Source organism: Sanguibacter sp. HDW7, from assembly GCF_011300875.1.
Classification (GTDB): domain Bacteria; phylum Actinomycetota; class Actinomycetes; order Actinomycetales; family Cellulomonadaceae; genus Flavimobilis.
In genome coordinates this window covers 940,947-959,040 of sequence record NZ_CP049862.1, presented here as the reverse complement: position 1 = coordinate 959,040, position 18,094 = coordinate 940,947, and the positions used below count along the sequence as shown (strand labels likewise).

Annotated in this window: 19 protein-coding genes; 9 read left to right on the top strand and 10 right to left on the bottom strand. The window is 74.4% G+C overall.

All coding sequences use genetic code 11. The annotated features are described in order from the left end of the window. The first annotated feature begins 11 nt into the window (after nt 1-11). Nucleotides 12-509, top strand: a complete 498-nt coding sequence (locus G7063_RS04385) for a hypothetical protein (protein WP_166413306.1) — start codon at nt 12-14, stop codon at nt 507-509. Between the two features lie 223 nt (nt 510-732). Then, nucleotides 733-1,431 (top strand): HAD hydrolase-like protein, encoded by a 699-nt coding sequence (locus G7063_RS04380; RefSeq protein WP_240916186.1) that lies wholly within the window; start codon nt 733-735, stop codon nt 1,429-1,431. Nucleotides 1,432-1,683: 252 nt separating this feature from the next. Here G7063_RS04380 and G7063_RS04375 read toward each other — a convergent pair whose 3' ends face one another. Beyond that, the gene (locus G7063_RS04375) at nt 1,684-3,141 is read right to left on the bottom strand and encodes an NAD(P)H-quinone dehydrogenase (RefSeq protein ID WP_166413305.1); all 1,458 of its coding nucleotides are present in this window, start codon (nt 3,139-3,141) and stop codon (nt 1,684-1,686) included. 81 nt (nt 3,142-3,222) lie between these two features. Here G7063_RS04375 and G7063_RS04370 point away from each other — a divergent pair, with 81 nt between their 5' ends. Next, on the top strand, nt 3,223-4,050 hold the full coding sequence (locus G7063_RS04370) for a purine-nucleoside phosphorylase (RefSeq protein WP_166413304.1): 828 nt from the start codon (nt 3,223-3,225) through the stop codon (nt 4,048-4,050). After that, the gene (locus G7063_RS04365) at nt 4,050-5,804 is read left to right on the top strand and encodes a phospho-sugar mutase (protein WP_166413303.1); all 1,755 of its coding nucleotides are present in this window, start codon (nt 4,050-4,052) and stop codon (nt 5,802-5,804) included. Before G7063_RS04370 ends, G7063_RS04365 begins: the two co-directional genes overlap by 1 nt. Before the next feature lie 158 nt (nt 5,805-5,962). Here G7063_RS04365 and G7063_RS04360 read toward each other — a convergent pair whose 3' ends face one another. Beyond that, nucleotides 5,963-6,709: a DUF4352 domain-containing protein gene (locus G7063_RS04360; RefSeq protein ID WP_240916184.1), complete on the bottom strand. Its 747-nt coding sequence runs from the start codon at nt 6,707-6,709 to the stop codon at nt 5,963-5,965. 202 nt (nt 6,710-6,911) lie between these two features. Between G7063_RS04360 and G7063_RS04355 the strand changes: the two genes are divergently transcribed. Both G7063_RS04355 and G7063_RS04350 read left to right on the top strand, forming a co-directional pair. Beyond that, nucleotides 6,912-8,255 carry a sensor histidine kinase gene (locus G7063_RS04355; RefSeq protein ID WP_166413302.1) on the top strand — a complete coding sequence of 448 codons (1,344 nt, stop codon included), beginning with the start codon at nt 6,912-6,914 and terminating at the stop codon, nt 8,253-8,255. Between the two features lie 143 nt (nt 8,256-8,398). Beyond that, nucleotides 8,399-9,055, top strand: a complete 657-nt coding sequence (locus tag G7063_RS04350; protein ID WP_166413301.1) for a response regulator transcription factor — start codon at nt 8,399-8,401, stop codon at nt 9,053-9,055. On the opposite strand, the gene G7063_RS04345 is transcribed toward G7063_RS04350, so the two are convergent. From G7063_RS04345 to G7063_RS15405, 8 genes are all read right to left on the bottom strand, one after another. Then, entirely contained in the window at nt 9,052-9,867 is an 816-nt protein-coding gene (locus G7063_RS04345; protein WP_166413300.1) for a siderophore-interacting protein, read from the bottom strand. The two genes, G7063_RS04350 and G7063_RS04345, sit on opposite strands and share 4 nt — an antisense overlap. Before the next feature lie 3 nt (nt 9,868-9,870). After that, on the bottom strand, nt 9,871-10,656 hold the full coding sequence (locus G7063_RS04340) for a siderophore-interacting protein (protein ID WP_240916183.1): 786 nt from the start codon (nt 10,654-10,656) through the stop codon (nt 9,871-9,873). Then, nucleotides 10,657-11,355 carry a deoxyribose-phosphate aldolase gene (gene deoC, locus G7063_RS04335; protein ID WP_166413299.1) on the bottom strand — a complete coding sequence of 233 codons (699 nt, stop codon included), beginning with the start codon at nt 11,353-11,355 and terminating at the stop codon, nt 10,657-10,659. It lies immediately after the preceding gene. Next, complete coding sequence (locus G7063_RS04330; protein ID WP_166413298.1) at nt 11,352-12,482, bottom strand: adenosine deaminase; 1,131 nt, start codon at nt 12,480-12,482, stop codon at nt 11,352-11,354. The genes deoC and G7063_RS04330 overlap by 4 nt, the downstream gene beginning before the upstream one ends. Nucleotides 12,483-12,657: 175 nt before the next feature. Continuing rightward, nucleotides 12,658-12,888, bottom strand: coding sequence for a hypothetical protein (locus G7063_RS04325; RefSeq protein ID WP_166413297.1), 231 nt, complete (start codon nt 12,886-12,888; stop codon nt 12,658-12,660). A gap of 116 nt (nt 12,889-13,004) precedes the next feature. Further along, a complete protein-coding gene (locus tag G7063_RS04320; RefSeq protein WP_166413296.1) occupies nt 13,005-14,021 on the bottom strand; it encodes a hypothetical protein in 1,017 nt (338 codons plus the stop codon). Further along, nucleotides 14,018-14,362 carry a hypothetical protein gene (locus G7063_RS04315; protein WP_166413295.1) on the bottom strand — a complete coding sequence of 115 codons (345 nt, stop codon included), beginning with the start codon at nt 14,360-14,362 and terminating at the stop codon, nt 14,018-14,020. The genes G7063_RS04320 and G7063_RS04315 overlap by 4 nt, the downstream gene beginning before the upstream one ends. A 24-nt stretch (nt 14,363-14,386) precedes the next feature. Next, on the bottom strand, nt 14,387-14,839 hold the full coding sequence (locus G7063_RS15405; RefSeq protein ID WP_166413294.1) for a YidH family protein: 453 nt from the start codon (nt 14,837-14,839) through the stop codon (nt 14,387-14,389). Between the two features lie 302 nt (nt 14,840-15,141). Between G7063_RS15405 and G7063_RS04305 the strand changes: the two genes are divergently transcribed. From G7063_RS04305 to G7063_RS04295, 3 genes are all read left to right on the top strand, one after another. Continuing rightward, the gene (locus G7063_RS04305; protein ID WP_240916182.1) at nt 15,142-16,059 is read left to right on the top strand and encodes an ABC transporter ATP-binding protein; all 918 of its coding nucleotides are present in this window, start codon (nt 15,142-15,144) and stop codon (nt 16,057-16,059) included. Nucleotides 16,060-16,109: 50 nt separating this feature from the next. Further along, nucleotides 16,110-17,120, top strand: a complete 1,011-nt coding sequence (locus G7063_RS04300; protein ID WP_166413292.1) for an ABC transporter substrate-binding protein — start codon at nt 16,110-16,112, stop codon at nt 17,118-17,120. A gap of 61 nt (nt 17,121-17,181) precedes the next feature. Next, on the top strand, nt 17,182-18,081 hold the full coding sequence (locus tag G7063_RS04295) for a siderophore-interacting protein (RefSeq protein ID WP_166413291.1): 900 nt from the start codon (nt 17,182-17,184) through the stop codon (nt 18,079-18,081). Nucleotides 18,082-18,094: the final 13 nt, after the last annotated feature.

The following is an 18,094-nucleotide window of genomic DNA, read 5'->3' as shown; positions in this document are numbered from 1 at the left end:
GGACACCTGCCATGGACATCTCGCTCACCGTCCCCGAGCTGCTGCAGCTCGCCGCACCCGACGGGCTCCCGCCCGGCATCGGCACGCCCGTGCTCGTCGGCGACACGCTCACGGTCGACGTCGACCCGCGCGAGCTGCCCGGCCTGCCGACCGCGGCCCGCCTCGCGGCCCGCGCCGCGGGGAGGGTCGTCGTCACCGTGCGCGTCCTGCGGCTCGCGTCGGGCGTCGCCGTGCTCGACGTCGCCGCGTCGGCGCGCTCGCTGCCCGCGCACCGGCTCGTCGGGCTGTTCCTCGGCACGGTCGAGAACACGTTGCGTGGCACGCTCGCGGCGCGCGGCGTGAGCGGCGACGCGGTACGGGTCCGGCCCGACGGTGCACGCCTCGAGGTCCTCGCGGACACGACGGCGCTCCTCGCGCCCGCGCCCCTGCCGCCGCACCTGCGGGGGCTGCGCGTCACCGAGCTCCACGTGGGCGGCGGACGCCTCCACGTGGGGGTCGCGCTGCCCTGAGGGGTCGCATCACGGAGGGCGGCCGGGCTCGTGCGGGAGATTGGCGAGGGTGAGAGCCATGCGTGCGTGAGGGCCGGGCGCGGGTACGTGCCAGGCGCGTGTGGGGACCGGCGCCCGAATGGGCCAGGCGCGTGCGACGGTTCGAGGCCACGCCATCGGTGGCGGGACCGACCGCGTCCGGACGTGACCGCGGTCCTAGGTGCCTCGCGAGACACTTGACCTCGTGACCTTCGCGAACCGCTCTCTCGTCCTGCTCGACCTCGACGGCACGCTCATGGACTCCGCGCCCGGGATCATCTCCTCGGTCGTCCACGCGTTCGAGACCCACGGCGTGCCCGTCCCGTCGCCCGACGCCCTGCGTCGCTTCGTCGGTCCGCCGCTCGCCGCGTCGTTCGTGGCCAACGGCTTCGCCGAGGACGACGTGCCGGAGGCGATCCGCACGTACCGCGCCCACTTCGTCCCGCAGGGCATGTGGACGAACTCGGTGTTCGACGGCATCCCCGAGGTGCTCGGAGCGCTGCGGGCGTCGGGCCGCCGTCTGGCGGTCGCGACGTCGAAGCCCGAGATCTTCGCGCGGCAGCTCACGGAGCGCTTCGGCCTCGACCCGTTCCTCGACGGCGTCTACGGCGCGACCCTCGAGGATGCGGTGACGGGCGCGGGTCCGGACGCCCCGAGGCGGTCGTCGAAGGCCGACGTCATCGAGTACGCGCTCGGCGAGCTGGGCGTCGACCCGGCCGTGGCTGGCACGACGGCGGTCATGGTGGGCGACCGTGAGCACGACGTCGAGGGCGCGGCGGCCCACGGCCTCGAGACGATCGGCGTCGCGTGGGGCTACGCGGACCCGGGCGAGCTGGAGGCGGCAGGCGCAGCAGCGATGGCCCCCACCCCGGCGGCCCTCACGACCCTCCTCCTCACCCCCTGACCAGCCCGCCGGGCCCACCCAGCCCCCGCGGCCGCGCTCCCTCGCGGCCGCGCCACCCCGCGGGGCCGCGCCACCCGCGTTCGACCTAGTCCTCTCGACGCGACCTAGGACCGCAGCGCGACTAGCTCGCGCGGAGCGGACTAGGTCGTGAGGAAGCGACTAGGTCACGAAGAAGCGATCTGCTCGCGTGCGGGCGAACGGCCCGCGACCCGAGGGCCGGTCCCGCACCAGCGGGGCCGGCCGAGGCGGCGTTCAGTCCAGAGTGCGGTGGTGGCCCATGCGGGCCACCTCGGCGATCGAGCCCGAGAGCGACGGGTAGACCGTGAACGCCTCCGCGACGTCGTCGACCGTGAGCCGGTGCTGCACCGCGAGCGTGATGGGGAAGACGAGCTCGCTTGCGCGCGGCGCGACGACGACGCCGCCGAGGACGACGCCCGCGTCGGGGTGGTGGAACAGCTTGACGAAACCGTGGCGCATGCCGAGCATCTTGGCGCGCGGGTTGCGGGCGAGCGGCAGCATCGTCACGGCGTACTTCGAGCTGCGCTCCTGCAGGGCGGTCTCGGAGTAGCCGACGGTCGCGATCTCGGGCGTCGTGAAGATGTTCGCGGCGACGGTGCGCAGTCGGATGGGCACGACGGCGTCGCCGAGCGCGTGCGACATGGCGATGCGTCCCTGCTGCGCGGCGACGGACGCGAGCGGCAGGACACCCGTGACGTCGCCGGCGGCGTAGACGCCGCGCACGGACGTGCGTGAGACGCGGTCGACCTCGATGTGCCCGGAGTCGGAGAGCCTGACGCCGATCTCCTCGAGCCCGAGGCCCTTGGTCGAGGGCACCGAGCCGACGGCCATGAGGACGTGCGAGCCGGAGACGACGCGGCCGTCGGCGAGGGTCACCTCGACGTGCTCGTCGTCGCCGGACCCGACGACGCGCGCGGACTCGGCCCGCGAGCGCCCCATGACGGTCATGCCGCGGTCGCGGAAGACCTCCTCGATGAGGTTCGCGGCGTCGGCGTCCTCGCCGGGCAGCACGCGGTCGCGCGAGGAGACGAGGGTGACGGGCACGCCGAGCGCGTTGTAGGCGCCGGCGAACTCTGCGCCGGTGACTCCCGAGCCGACGACGATGAGGTGGGTGGGCAGCTCGGTGAGCTCGTAGAGCTGGGTCCACGTGAAGATGCGGCGGCCGTCGGGCTTCGCGTCGGGCAGCTCGCGGGGGGTCGCGCCGACGGAGACGAGGACGACGTCGGAGTCGAGCGCCATGACCGTGCCGTCGTCGGCCGTCACCTCGACGCGCGAGGGCGACGTGAGCCGGCCCGTGCCCGTGACAAGGCGCACGCCCTCGCGCTCGAGGCGCGTGCGGATGTCGGCCGACTGCGCGAGCGCAAGCTCGCGCACGCGGGCGTTGACGCGACCGAGGTCGACGCGCGCACGGAGGGCGCCGGGCTCGGCGTCCTCGCCCTCGGGAGCCAGGGAGATGCCGAGCTCGGTCGCGCGCTGGGCGATCGTCATCCAGTCGGCGGTCGCGATGAGGGTCTTCGACGGCACGACGTCCGTGAGGACGGCCGAGCCGCCGAGGCCGCGGCGCTCGACGAGCATGACGTCGGCGCCGAGGCGCCGCGCGACGAGTGCCGCCTCGTAGCCGCCGGGGCCGCCGCCGACGATCGTCACGGTCGTGGCCTGGAGGTCCTGCTGATCGATTGTCACGGCGACCATCGTGCCACCATGCGGACACCAGGACGACCCCGCGCGAGAACACAGGTCCGGATGCTAGGGGGCACCGCTTAGCCTGGGGTCATGACGACTCTCTCGATCGACGACCCCACGACCGACCCCACCGACGTCGCGGCGGCCGCCGCGGCCGTCATCGCGGAGCGCACGGGCGTGGCCCGCCACGACGTCGCGCTCGTCCTCGGCTCCGGATGGGGCGGCGCAGCCGACCTCCTGGGCGAGACCGTCGCCGAGATCCCCTCGGCGGAGATCCCCGGGTTCACCGCTCCTGCTGTCGCGGGCCACGGCGCCTCGATCCGCTCGATCCGCATCGAGGCGACGGGCAAGCACGCGCTCGTGCTCGGATCGCGCACGCACTACTACGAGGGCAAGGGTGTCCGACGGGTCGCCCACGGTGTCCGCACCGCGGCGGCCGCAGGCTGCGACACCGTCATCCTCACGAACGGCTGCGGCGGTCTCGACCTCGCGTGGGGCCCGGGCACGCCGGTCCTCATCTCGGACCACATCAACCTCACCGGCGCCTCGCCCATCGAGGGCGCGAACTTCGTCGACCTCACGGACCTCTACTCCCCGCGCCTGCGCGACGTCGCGCGCGAGGTCGACGGCTCCCTCGACGAGGGCGTCTACGTGCAATTCCGCGGCCCCCACTACGAGACGCCGGCCGAGGTGCGCATGGCGGGCATCATGGGCGGCTCGCTCGTCGGCATGTCGACGACGCTCGAGGCGATCGCGGCCCGCCAGGCGGGCCTCGAGGTGCTCGGCATCTCGCTCGTCACCAACCTTGCGGCGGGCATCTCGCCGACGCCCCTCTCGCACGCCGAGGTCATCGAGGCCGGTCAGGCGGCGGGCCCGCGCATCTCGGCCCTGCTCGCCGACATCGTCGGGAGGATCTGATGACGGTCTCCGCCGAGCTCCGCGCCCAGGTCGAGGCCTGGATCGACGACGACCCCGACGCGGCGACGCGCGGCGAGCTCGAGATGCTCCTCGAGCAGGCCTCGCAGGACGACGCCGAGGCGCACGTGTTCGCGGCCGAGCTCACCGACGCCTTCAGCGGCCTGCTGCAGTTCGGCACGGCAGGCCTGCGCGGCCGGATGGCGGGCGGTCCGGCGCGTATGAACCGCGCGGTCGTCATCCGTGCGGCCGCGGGCCTCGCGGCCTATCTGGTCGAGGCGCGCGGGGGTGCGCGTCCGACGGTCGTCATCGGCTACGACGCGCGCCACAACTCGCGGACGTTCGCTCTCGACACGGCGGCCGTCATGACGGCTGCGGGCGTCGACGCGCGGATCATGCCCCGCGCCCTGCCGACGCCGGTCCTCGCGTACGCGGTGCGCCACCTCGGCACGGACGCCGGCGTCATGGTGACGGCGAGCCACAACCCGCCCCAGGACAACGGCTACAAGGTGTACCTCGGCGGAGAGGTCGTCACGGACGCCGGCCAGGGCGCGCAGATCGTCCCGCCGTACGACGGGCTCATCGCGGAGAAGATCGCCGCGGTCGCGTCGGTCGCGTCGGTCCCCCGGGCCGACGACGGCTGGGAGACGCTCGGCGAGGAGATCCACCTCTCCTACCGCGAGTCCGTCGGACGCCTCGCGTTCCCTGAGGGCGAGACGTACCCGCGCGACCTGCGCGTCGTCTACACGCCGCTGCACGGCGTGGGGGCGGAGACCGCACTGACGACGCTCGCGGGCGCCGGCTACGGCGACCTCTTCGGCGTCGAGCAGCAGCTCGAGCCGGACCCCGACTTCCCGACGGTCGCGTTCCCCAACCCCGAGGAGCCGGGCGCGATCGACCTTGCGATCGCACTCGCCCGCAAGGTGGGCGCGGACCTCGTCGTCGCGAACGACCCGGACGCGGACCGCTGCGCTGCGGCCGTGCTCGACCCGCGGCGCGCGGACGAGCACTCGGACGGCTGGCGCATGCTCCACGGCGACGAGGTCGGCGCGCTCCTCGGCGCTGCCCTCGCGGAGAACGCGTCCCGGCTGCGCATCGTGCCGAGCGCGCTGACGTTTGCGAACTCGATCGTGTCCTCGCGCCTGCTCGGCCGGATCGCCGGCAAGCACGGCTTCACGTATGCGTCGACGCTCACGGGGTTCAAGTGGATCTCGCGCGCAGAGGGCCTCGTCTTCGGCTACGAGGAGGCGCTCGGCTACTGCGTCGACCCGGGCCAGGTCCGTGACAAGGACGGCATCTCGGCGGCGCTCGTGCTCGTGCAGCTCGCGGACCGCCTCAAGGCTGAGGGGCGCACGCTGCTCGACCTGCTCGACGACCTCGCGCGCGAGCACGGCCTGCACCTGTCCTCGCAGCTCTCGGGGCGGTTCAGCGACCTCTCGCTCATCCCGGAGACGATGGAGCGGCTGCGGTCTGCTCCCCCGGCGACGCTCGCGGGATCGCCCGTCGTCTCGGTCGAGGACCTCTCCGAGGGTCTCGACGGGCTGCCGCCGACCGACGGGCTGCGCCTGCTCGCGGCGGACTCGACGCGCGTCGTCGTGCGTCCGTCCGGCACGGAGCCCAAGGTGAAGTGCTATCTCGAGGCCGTCTTCCCGGTCGAGTCCGACGCGTCCTACGACGCGATCTCGCGGGCCCGGATCGAGGCGCACGCGCACCTCGAGATCGTCACGAGCGAGCTGCGCGAGCTGCTCGGGCTCTGAGCCGACGAACGCGCAGGGCGCGGCGGTCCCTGAACCGCCGCGCCCTGCGCACGTCCCCCCGCTCTTCGCACGTCCCGCGTCCGGCGCCGCGTCGAGCGGCACGCGCGGACCGCCCTGTCCCCTGAACAGGGCGGTCCTCCCCGTGCCCGCACCCGGCCTCAGCGCAGGTCGACGACGACCCCGCCCGAGAACACCGAGTCGTGCAGCTCGATGCGCTCCGCGCCGACGCCCTTGGGCAGGTCGAAGACGAGGGTGCCCTCGACGGTGTTGCCCGGGTTGATCTCCTCGATGAACGACGACGAGTCCTCGAGGTAGATGGCGGCCGTCGTGTCCGCGGAGAACTCGCGATCCTCGGAGTCGTAGACGGTCTGGTTGTCGCCGAAGAAGTACTGCGGCTCCTTGCCGATGTTCGTCACGTCGACGTGGACGAGCACGAACCTGCCCTGCGCCTTCTCGGCAAAGCCCTTCGGGCCGATCGACGTCCCGCCGTCGGAGACCTTCGTGACGACGAACTCGAACTTGCCGTCGCGGACCGTGTCGCCGACGCCGGGGTCCTTCTTCTCGTCCTTCGCGGGCTTCTCCTCCTTTGACGCGTCGTCCTTCGTCGCGTCGTCCTTCGGCTTCTCGTCCTTCGTCGCGTCGCCCCCGGCGGTCGTCGTCGAGGTTGCGGTGGGCGCGGCGGCCGGCGTGTCGTCGCCGCCACCCCCGAGCGCGTTCCCGACGACGCCGAGCACGACGAGCGCGCCGACGACGGTGAGCACCTTGTGGCGCGCGAACCAGCTGAGCCGCGGCGGGGCGGGCTGGGGCATCTGCTGGCCGTACGGGTTCGGCTGGCCGGCGTACGGGCCGGGCTGCTGCTCGGGGTGACCGCCGGTGGGCGGCAGGGCGTTGGGGTTCTCGTTCACGTGGATCACGCGTCCTTCGGGTTCCGTCGGTGGGCCGGGTCGTCGGACCCGGTGCTGCGTCCCGCTCAGCGAACCGCGTCGGCGCTGGTCAGCGCGTCGGCCGACCGGGCAGAACGCGATGCCCGACCGGGTGGTCCGCACGGGTCGCGACGTGCCCGGCCGGGCGGTCCCGGGTGTCGGTGGCAGGCCGTACGGTGGGCGCATGTCCCAGCAGATCCCGCCGCAGCAGCAGCCGCACTGGCCGCCGCCCCGGCCCGAGACCCGCCGCGTCGAGCTCGCGCCGCCGCCGGGCGTCACCGTGCACGCCCCGCGGCCGGCACGGCGCCCAGGGGCCGAGATGCGCCGCGTGCGCTCGGTGCTCCTCGCGACCGCCTCGGCGTTCGCGTCGCTCGCCTGCGTGACGTACGGGTGGGAGTCCTCGGGCGGCGAGGCGTTCCTCGGGCTGCTCGGGTACCTGGGCGCGGCGGGCATCGTGCTCCTCGTCCTGCGGCGCGAGACGCTGCCGGGCTGGCTCGTCCTCGCGTCGCTCGCGTTCGGCCTGCTCCTGCGCGGCGACGCCGTCGGCGCGCTCGTCGGGACGACGGTCCTCGTCCGGCGCGGACGGTGGCGGGACGCGGCGCTCGCGTCCCTCGGCAGCGCCGCGTCGATCACCGTGGGTCTCGTGCTCGACGGCAACCGTCCGCCGGACCGGCAGATCTGGGCCATGCCGCTCGACGACGGCGGCTACTCGGTCCTCACGGTGCCCGGCATCGTCGCGGTCGTCGTCGTGCTCGTCGCGCTGCCGTTCGTCGTGGGCTACATCCAGCGGCAGCAGCTCGCGGCGCGCGAGGCGGTCCGCTCGACGCAGGAGACCAGGGTGGAGGCCGACGGGCTGCGGGGCATGCTCGGGCAGGTCGAGGAGCGCGAGCTGCTCGCCCGCGAGATCCACGACACCGTCGCGCACCGCCTCTCGCTGCTCTCGCTGCACGCCGCGGCGCTCGAGCGCGCGTCCGACGACCCCGAGCTCGCCGAGCTCGCCGCGGCCGTCCGCTCGGACGCGCACGGCTCGCTCGACGAGATGCGCGACCTCATCACGCTCATGCGCACGCCGGGCGGCATCGCCGCCGCGCAGGAGGCCCGCCGGCCCGTGACGCCGGATGCTCTCGCGCTTCTCGTCGAGGAGTCACGGCGCGCGTCGGGCGTCCCGATGTCGTTCACGATGATGCTCGACGACGGTGCGTCGATGCCAGCGCCCACGGCGCGGGCGGCCCACCGGGTGCTCCAGGAGGCCCTGACGAACGCCCGCAAGCACGGCCGCCCGGATGCTGGCGAGGCGAGCGTCGTCGGCGGTCCGCGCACGGGCGTGCGCCTCACCGTGACGAACCCGCTCGGGGCCGCGCCGTCAGGAGTTCCCGGAGCGGGACGCGGTCTCGAAGGGGTGCGCGAGCGCGTGACCCTGCTCGGCGGGACAGTGACGACGGAGGTCGCGAGCGGACAGCACACGCTCGAGGCCTGGCTGCCCTGGTCCTCGCCCCCCAGCCCCACCCCCACCTCCCCGACGGATTGACGCGTTCCTCCCATCGAACGGGGGGGAACGCGTCGATCGGTGCGCGAGGCGAGGTCGGTGGGTGTCGGACGGAGTCTCGCGTCAGCCCGTCAGCGTCGGTCCGTCCGCACCGGGATGTCGGTGGCCGCGGATAACCTTGCTGCATGATCCGCGTCCTGCTCGTCGACGACGAACGCTTCTCCCTCACAGCGCTCAAGCTGCTGCTCGCCCCGGAGGCCGACATCGAGGTCGTCGCAGAAGCGACCGACGGCGACGAGGTCCTCGAGGCCGTGCACGCGCACCGGCCGGACGTCGTCGTCATGGACCTGCGCATGGCGCGCGTCGACGGCATCACCGCGACGCGGCGCGTGCGCGCGCTCGCGTCGCCTCCCGCGGTCGTCGCGCTCACGAGCTTCGAGATCGACGACGACGCCCTCGCGGTGCTCCACGCGGGCGCCGACTCGTTCGTCCTCAAGGACCGCGTCCCCGAGGACCTCGCGGCCGCAGTGCGGGCCGCGCACGCGGGCACGAGCGTCCTGTCCCCCGACGTCGCCCGACGCCTCGTCGAACGCATGCGCACCGACCAGGGCCCTGACCGGGCTGCAGCGCAGCGTGCGCTCGCGCGGCTCACCGAGCGTCAGCTGGAGATCGCGGCCGGGGTCCACGCGGGCCGCACGAACCCGGAGATCGCCGCGGACACCTTTATGTCGGCGTCGACCGTGAAGTCCCACCTCTCCGACATCCTCGCGCGGCTCGACCTCTCGAGCCGCGGCGACCTCATGGTCCTCGTCGAGCGCGCGGGCGGCATCCCCCGCGCCTAGCTACGCCCCGCAGCACCGTCGCGAGCCGCACCGTCGTCAGCCGCGACCTCCGCGTCCCACTGCTCGCGCACAGCCTTCCACCGGCCGCCGGACGCCTCGCCGCGCCACCACAGCGGCACGGCCGACACGTCCGCGGGCGCGACCCCGTGCACGTCGACGGCGAGCCTCCGCAACGACCGGACGAGCGCGGCCTCCCCGCGCAGGCACGCCTGGACGGAGCCGTCGGGCAGCCGCGCTGCGCGCACCGCCGCGAGGAGCGCCTCGCCGTACGCCGCGCCCCGCAGCACCCACGTGAGCCCAGCGCCCGCGGGCAGATCGGCTGCGCGTCGTTCGGCGGCGTCCGCGACCTCGACGAACGCACGCGCCGCGACGCCCTCAGGGAGCTCTTCGAGAGTCCGGAGGATCGTCGGCAGCCCGGCCTCGTCCCCTGCGAGCAGGAGCACGTTCCGGGCGGGGTCGGGCCGGAGCTCGCCGTGCCGGCCCAGCACCGTGACCCACGAGCCGACGCCGTACGAGCGGGCCCACCGGGGCAGCTCGGCGCCCGGCCCGTCGTGGAGGTGGATCTCGAGCGTCATCTCGAGCGCGTCCTGGTCCCAGCGGCGCACGGCGCACCGACGCGTGACGACGGTACGTTCGTCGTCGCTGAGGTCGGAGAGCGTGACATGCTCGTCGGTCCACACGAGCGGCTCGGTCCCGGCGTACCCGGGCAGGTGCACGACGAGGCGCGCGGTGCGTGGCGTCGGCCGGTCGGCGCTCACGACGCTCCCGACGACCTTGCCCGGCAGGAGACGAGGCGCGTCGGGCAGGGTCATCGGTCAGCCGGCAAGCGCGGCGTCGTCGCGGGCGACCGCGTCCTTCCACTCGCCCTTCGACGCACGCCACCCCTCGTCGTCGACGCCGAGGCGCCAGTACCCGGAGGCCGAGAGGTCCTCGCGCGTGACGCCGCGGTCGGCGCGCACGTGGCGGCGCAGCTCGCGCACGACACCGGCCTCGCCGTGGATGAACGCCTGGAGGCGCCCCGCGGGCAGTGCGGCGTCGCGGACGGCGCGCACGAGCGCTCCGCCCCACGTCTCGCCCCGCCGCACCCACGTGACGTGCACGCCGTGCTGCAGGGGAACGGCCTGACGCTCGTCGTCCGCGGAGACCTCGACGAACGCGTGCGCCGCGAGCCCCGCAGGTACGGCCTCGAGGGCGCGCAGGATCGCGGGCATCGCGGACTCGTCGCCGACGAGCAGGAGCGCGTCGCACGACGGGTCGGGCACGAAGTCGCCGCCCTGCCCGCGCAGCGTGACCTGCGCCCCGACGCCCACGGTCGCGGCCCACGGGCCCGCGACCCCGGCGTCGCCGTGGACGACGAGGTCGATCGTCATCTCCCGCGCGTCCGGGTCCCACGCACGCACCGTGTAGGAGCGCATGACGAGGCCGTCGGGGCCGGGCAGGACGAGCTTGACGTACTCGTCGGTCCACGGCAGGTCCGCGACCTCGCTGAGCCCGGCCCCGCCGAGGACGACGCGCACCATGTGCGGGGTCAGCCTCTCGACGCGGACGACCTCACCGGTGTGCTCACCGCGGACGCGGGTCGGGGCGTCGAGCAGCGGCACTCAGTAGCCCCCGCCGTCGCCCGCGACGTGGTCGGCCGCGGTCGCGCCCGCGGTGACGCCGTCGAGGACGGCCGCGGTGCCCGAGAGCCCGAGACGCGTCGCGCCGGCCTCGATCATCGCGAGGGCCGCAGCGCCGTCACGGATCGCGCCCGAGGCCTTGACGCCGAGGCGCCCGCCGACGGTCTCGGCCATGAGCCGCACCGCGTGGACGCTCGCGCCGCCGGTCGGGTGGAAGCCCGTCGACGTCTTGACGAAGTCGGCGCCCGCGGCCTCGGCGGCACGGCACGTGCCGACGATCTGCTCGTCGCTCAGCGCGGCGGACTCGATGATGACCTTGAGGATCTTGTCGGCCGGGACGGCGGCGCGGACGGCCGCGATGTCGGCCTGCACGGCGTCGAAGTCACCGGTGCGGGCGGTGCCGACGTCGATGACCATGTCGATCTCGTCGGCGCCGTCGGCGATCGCGCGCGCGGCCTCGGCGGCCTTGATCTCCGTCTTCACCTTGCCCGACGGGAAGCCGACGACCGTGGCGATCTTGAGCCCCTTGGCGTCGAACGGCAGCATCGACGGCGAGACGCACACGGAGAAGACGCCGAGTCGGACGCCCTCCTCGACGAGCGCGGCGACGTCGGCCGGGGTGGCCTCGGGCTTGAGCAGGGTGTGGTCGACGATTCCGGCGACCTCGGCGGCGGTGGTCACAGCTGACCACGCTCCTCTCGGACGACCGCGGTACGCGGCAGGATGAGCTGGGACACGAGCTCCTGGCGCTCGTCGAACGGGATGAACGCGTTCCACGCGGCCGTGAGGGTCACGGCGAGCAGGTCGTCGAGCGTCCAGTCCGCGTCGGTGACGAGGCGGTTCATCTCCGTCGTCATCGACGTGCGCGACATGAGGCGGTTGTCGGTGTTCACCGTCACGGCGAACCCGAGGTTCTTCAGCAGGGTGATCTGGTGGTCACGGACGGACGGGGCGGTGCCCGTCTGCACGTTCGAGAGCGGGCACAGCTCGAGCGCGATGCGACGGTCCCGCACCCACGTGGCGACGGGGCCGAGCTCGAGCTCGCTGAGGTCGGCCTTGCCACGGCGGCGCATGGCCTCCTCGACGCCCGTGATGTCCTCGACGAGGCGTGCGCCGTGGCCGATGCGGGCGGCGTGGCCGTCGGTGAGGGCGGAGCGCACCGAGTCGACGCCGTCGGCCTCGCCCGCGTGGACCGTCGTCGGGAAGAGCCCGTCGTGGAGGAGCTCGAAGGCGGCGGAGTGCTGCGAGGGCGGGAAGCCGATCTCGGCGCCCGCGATGTCGAAGCCGACGACGCGGTGCTGGCCGCGGTTCGCGAGCGTGAGCTCGGCGATCTCGACGGAGCGGTCCGCGTGGCGCATCGCGGTGACGAGCTGGCGGGCGACGATGCGCCCGCCCACGGACTCGACGGCGGCCTCGCCGGCGGCGAGCCCGCGGCCGACGGCCTCGACGGCCTCCTGGAGGGTGAGGCCCTCACGGAGGTGCTGCTCGGGCGCCCAGCGCTGCTCGGTGTAGACGACGCCGTCGGCCGCGAGGTCGATGACGGCCTCGCGCGCGACGCGCTCGAGCGCCTCGGCCGTCTGGAGGACGGCGATCGTGTGGTCGAAGGTCTCGAGGTAGCGCACGAGCGAGCCGGAGTCAGCTGCGGCCTCGAACCAGTCGGCGAGGGCCTCGGGCGTGCTCGCGGGCATCGTGTAGCCGATGCCGGCGGCGAGATCGAGGAGGGTCTGGGGCCGCAGGCCGCCGTCGAGGTGGTCGTGGAGGACGACCTTCGGCAGGACGCGGATCTGGTCGAGGGACGGCGCAGTCATGGTTCCAAGGATAAGCGTCGCGGGGAGGTCGTGAGACGTCGGCGCTCCGGCGCCGGAGCACGTCTCCCTCGCACCCCGAGAGGCGCGCGGGAGCGGTCGAGGACGCTCGTCGGCGGGGGTGGTGGGCAGACGACGGCGATGACCGCACGGAGGCGGGCACCGCCGTCGTCACGGGTCAGTCGACGTTCGTTCCTTCGGCGTCGTCGTCGAGCGGGACCTCGACGGCCTGGTCCGCGACGTCGCTCTCGGTCGCGGCACCGTCCGTGTCGGGGCGCGCGATCGTCGGGCTGTACTCCTCGGGGTCGCCGGGCGGGATGCCCGGGTCCTGGAGGAGGTCGACTGGCTCGCCGGGCGTCGGCGGCTCGAGGCCTGCGTCGGCCCGACCTGCGGTCGGATCGGTGCTCATGAGAGAACTCCTTCCTGCCGTGGCGTCCTCCCATCATGCTCTCGGCAGGCCGCCGCCGCACCTCCGTGCGCGTGCTCGCGCGGCCCCGCAGGTCACGCCGGAGCGCAGGTGCCCGCTCAGCGCGGCAGGACGATCCAGTGCGGCCGGCTCCAGCGGCCCCACGCGTCGCGCCGCTCGGGGACGGCCCACGTGCGGGCGTCGACGGTGAGCACGCGCCCGCGCGAAGGCTCGTAGACGCGCCACGAGGCGCCTGGGGCGCCGGGTCCGGTCCCGCCGTCGGCGCCCGGGGCGACGCCGGTCCAGGCGGCGGCGCTCTCGACGCCCGTGAGCAGCACGACGTGCCGCGGCAGCGCCGTCGACCACCCGGAGCGGCTCGCACCGCCTGTGAACAGCGGCAGCGGTGTGCCCGCGCGCAGGCACACGTCGATGCGCGCGGCGAGCTCGCTCGTCCGGGTGCGGTCGGCCACGTCGACGACGACGTGCCGGAACCGGACATCGGCACAGCGGGCCTCGCGCGCGAGGCCCCACGGCGGCGTGCCGAGGCGCCGCGGCCACGGCAGGAGGCCGAGCACAACTCGGCGGGTGGTCGCTGCGTGCAGGTACCGCTGGAGCGCGTCGAAGCCCTGCGCTGCGGCCGCGACGAGCGGCCCCAGCCGCGGGTCGACGACGCCGGCGAGCACCGTCCCGGTCTCGAGCGCGAGCGCGACGACCGGGTCCCCCGCCGCGGCGAGCATGGCCCCGACGGCCGCGCCGCACGTCGTCCCGTCGACCTGGATGGCAGGTTGACCGCGCCACGTCGGGGCGTCGTCGGCGAGCGGCGCGGCGACCCGGAGCCGCTCCTCCGGCCCGAGCCCGTCCCAGGCCTCTCGCAGCAGGACGACCGTTACGGGCGAGTGCCCCGCGCGCAGGGCACGGGCACAGGCGTCGTCGAGCAGCGCGTCGTCGGGAAGCGCGTCGTCGGGAAGCGCCGGGTCGGCAGTCGCACGCCCGCGCCCACCGCGCGGCTCCGGCCCGAGCCGCGTCCCGAGGCGGAGCGCACCGAGCACGCGCGAGAGCGTGAGCCCTCCGAGCGGGTCCCTCCCCTCGTCGCGCGACGACTCCGGACCCGGCGCTGGGCCGGTGGCCGTCGTCACGGCAGCATCCCGACGACCGAGGCCGTGGCACCGACGACGGCGAGCGCGACGACGAGCAGCGCAGCGCGCCGCAGGAGCGGCCAGCCCTCGCGCACGAGCGCGCCAGCGAGACCGCCGTCGGCGAGCGTCCGGTGTCGGGTAGGCCGCAGTACTCCCGGCCACACGGCGATGGTCGCGAGGACGAGGGCGCCCACGGCGAGCCACCAGTGCCCTGCGTGGAGGGCCGTCGTCCCGGCGACGATCGCGCCGAGGGTCACCCCGAGGACGGTGCGCTGCCAGGCGAGGCTCGAACGCTCGGCGGGCAGGCCCGCGTCACGGGCGATGGGCGGGTCGATGCTCATGCTGCGCCCTTTGTCCGTCGCTGTTCAGACCGCGCGCCCGAGCGCGAAGGCCGCGAGCAGCAGACCGAGGAGGACGACTCCCGCGACGAGCGTCGGCAGCGCACCGGGCACGGGCAGCGGGTGGCCGAGGCGCAGGGCTCGCTCGTTGGCGCGCCAGCGGCGCAGGGCGTAGAGGGCGACGACCCCGCCCGTGAGGCACGCGAGGGCGGCGACGACGTCGACGACGACGTGCGGGTCGGTGAGGCTCGCGAGGCTCGCGAGCGCGATGCCGCCGGCGACGAGGCCGAGAGCGGTGCGCAGCCAGGCGAGGGCGGTGCGTTCGTTGGCGAGCGAGAATCGCGCGTCGGGGTCGGACCCGACGCCGTAGACGGACGAGGGACGACGGCTCGAGGGGTCGGGGAGCGCGGGCGCGGGGGCGTCGTCGGGACGGAGGTCGTCAGCGTCGTCGTCCCGTGCCACGTGCTCGTCACCCGCCATGCCTCGATGGTCCCACGCGACGTCGCTCAGCGGGGCGCGGTGGCTCCGCGGTCGCCCGCGGGCCGGGGCCAGAGCCGGGTGCCAGGGCTGGCTCACTCAGGCCAGAATCCCACGTCACACCTCTGGACGTGGAACGCGTCCCGACCGCACGGCGGTCGATGGTAGGTTCCCCTTACCTAGGCAAGCCTTGCCTAGGTAAGGGGAACCTGAGTAGACCTCGCCCTGAACTTGCCCGACGTCGCGCGCCACCGTGTGCCGCACCGCCCGGGCCCCGCTCCGCCACGACCTCCAGGAGTCTCACCGTGCCGCACCTCCGCTCCCGAGCCCCGGCACCCGCCCGGCCGAGCGGCACGGGTCCGGCAGCCCCGTCACCGGCTCCCCGGCTCGCGTGCACGGGGATCGACGCGACCTACGACGGCCGGACACCCGTGCTCCACGACGTCGCCGTGACGTTCGCGCCCGGGCGGCTCACCGCGATCGTCGGCCCGAACGGATCGGGCAAGTCGACCCTCCTCGCGTGCCTCGCCCACCAGCTCCACCACGACGGCTCCGTGACCCTCGACGGCACCGACGTCGCCCGGGTGCCCCGCCGCCGCCTCGCGCGGCGGCTCGCGTTCCTGCCCCAGTCGCCGACGGCTCCCGAGGGGGTGAGCGTCCGCGGGCTCACCGAACGTGGCCGCACGCCGCACCGGCGAGCGTTCGCACCCCTCGGTGCGTCCGACCACGCGGCAGTCGGCTCGGCGCTCGCACGGCTCGACCTCGAACCCCTCGCCGAGCGTCGGCTCACCGAGCTCTCGGGCGGTCAGCGTCAGCGCGCCTGGATCGCGCTCGTCCTCGCGCAGGACGCCCCGACCCTCCTCCTCGACGAGCCGACCGCGTTCCTCGACCTCGCCCAGCAGGCTTCTCTCCTCGACCTCGCGCGCACGCTCGCGCACGAGGGCCGCACCGTCCTCGCCGTGCTCCACGACCTCAACCTCGCCGCTGCGTTCGCCGACGAGCTCGTCGTCCTCGACCGCGGCCGGGTGCACGCCCAGGGCGCCCCCGCGGACGTCCTCACCCGCGAGCTGCTCGCCGAGGTCTTCGGCCTGCGCGCCGACCTCCTGCCCGACCCGATGACGGGCGCGCCCGTCATCCTGCCCCGCCCGTCCGTCCCGCTCGTCGCCCTGGCAGCGCACGCCGCCAGGAGCGTCGCCGCCGAGAGCGTCGCCGCCGAGGCGTGACACGCATCTGCCCCGGGCACGTCCCGATCCCCCGACCCGAAGGACCCCGCATGACCTCGCGCCACCGTCTCTCCCTCGCCGCCGTCCTCGCAGGCATGCTCGCGCTCGCCGCCTGCTCGGGAGGATCCTCCGACACGGCTGCCCCCACGTCAGCCGCTCCCACTGCGTCATCGACCGCCACGAGCGCCGAGGCTGGCACCGCCACCGTCGCGAGCGCCTTCGGCGACGTCGAGATCCCCGCGGCACCGAAGCGCGTCGTCGCCCTCGAAGGTGCGGTCGGCCCGCTGCTCGCCGCAGGCATCACGCCCGTCGCGACCGCGGACGGCGACTGGGAGGACGCCTTCCTCCCCGCCGAGTTCGACCAGGTCAAGGACCTGCCCGTCGTCCTCGGACCCGACGGCTGGGACTACGAGGCCATCGCGGCCGCCAAGCCCGACCTCCTCATCGGCTTCGTCCGCGCGGGCACCGTCGACGAGATCTCTCCCGAGGCCGTCGCCGAGCACGCACGCCTCTCGGGCATCGCGCCGACCGTCCTCATCCTCGCGGACGGCTCCGCCTCGACGAAGGACGCGACGCTGAAGATCGCCGAGATCGTCGGCTCGGGCACGCAGGCCACCGAGGCCAAGGCCGCGTACGACGCCAAGGCCGCCCAGATCCGCGAGACGTACGCCGGCGCGCTCGCCGCGCACACGTTCGCCGCGGTCGACCACTACGAGGGCATCGTCACGGTCTACACGCCCATCTCGTGGCTCGGCGGCATCCTCACGGACGTCGGCGCGAGCATCGACCCCGTCGCGGCCGACGCGACCGGCACGAACGGCGTCGACCTCTCGACCGAGGAGCTCACGCGACTGAGCCCGGACAGCGTCATCCTCACCGAGCAGGCGCTCGACGGGACGCCGGGCATCGGCGCTGAGGAGCTCGACGCGGTCCCGACGTACACGACGCTGCCTGCCGTCGCGGCCGGCCACGCGTACGGCGTCCAGTACTTCTTCGCCGACCGCTACGAGACGGGCCTCAAGGTCCTCGACCAGCTCGAGACGATCCTCGCCGGGCTCTGAGCACGCCCTCGTCCGCCCTCACCGTCCCGCCCACCGACAGTCCCTCCCCGAGAAGAGAACCATGACCTCCGACACCCTCGTCCCCGCAGGCCCGCGCGGCTGGTGCTCGACGGGCGAGACGCCCGTCACCGAGAACGCGCTCACCGCGACGCACTCCTTCGAGCTGCGTCCCCGCACGTTCAAGGTCACCGCGACGACCCGGCTCTCCGAGACGCTCGTCCGCGTCCGCTTCTCCTCGGACGACGACTTCGAGGGCTTCCCCGCGGTCGCCGCCGAGGACCACGTCAAGCTGTTCTTCGACACCGACGACGCGGGCGACCCCGTCGTCCCCCAGCTCGTCGACGGCCGGTGGAACGCGCGCGGGCTCACCTACCGGGACTACACGGTCCGCTGGTTCGACCCCGTGAACCGTCGCCTCGACATCGACCTCGTGCTCCACGAGCACGGCGTCGCGGGCCGCTGGGCCGCGACGGCTTCGCCGGGCGACCGGCTCGCGTCGCTCGGCCCGCGCGGCTCGTTCCACGTCAAGGACGTCTTCCCGTGGTACGTCCTCGCCGCCGACGAGACCGCGCTGCCCGCCCTCGCTCGCTGGGTCGAGGGCCTGCGCCCCGGGGTGCCGGTCACCGCGTACGTCGAGGTCGACGGGCCCGGCTCGCACATCGACCTGCCGACCGAGGCCGACCTCACGCTCGTCTGGCTCCACCGCGACGGCGCGCCCGCGGGCTCGGGCACGTGGCTGTCCGACGCGATCGTCGCGCACGACTTCCCCGATCGCGAAGGCTTCGTGTGGGTCGCGGGCGAGTCCGTCGGCATCAAGCCCGCCCGACGCTTCGTCAAGGCCGCGGGCTTCGAGCGCGACCACTGGGACGTCGACGGCTACTGGCGTCGCGGAACGGTCAACCTCGACCACCACGAGGAGGACGAGGACGACGACGAGCCCGCTCCCGCCACGGATGCCTGAGGCGCTGCGGCGG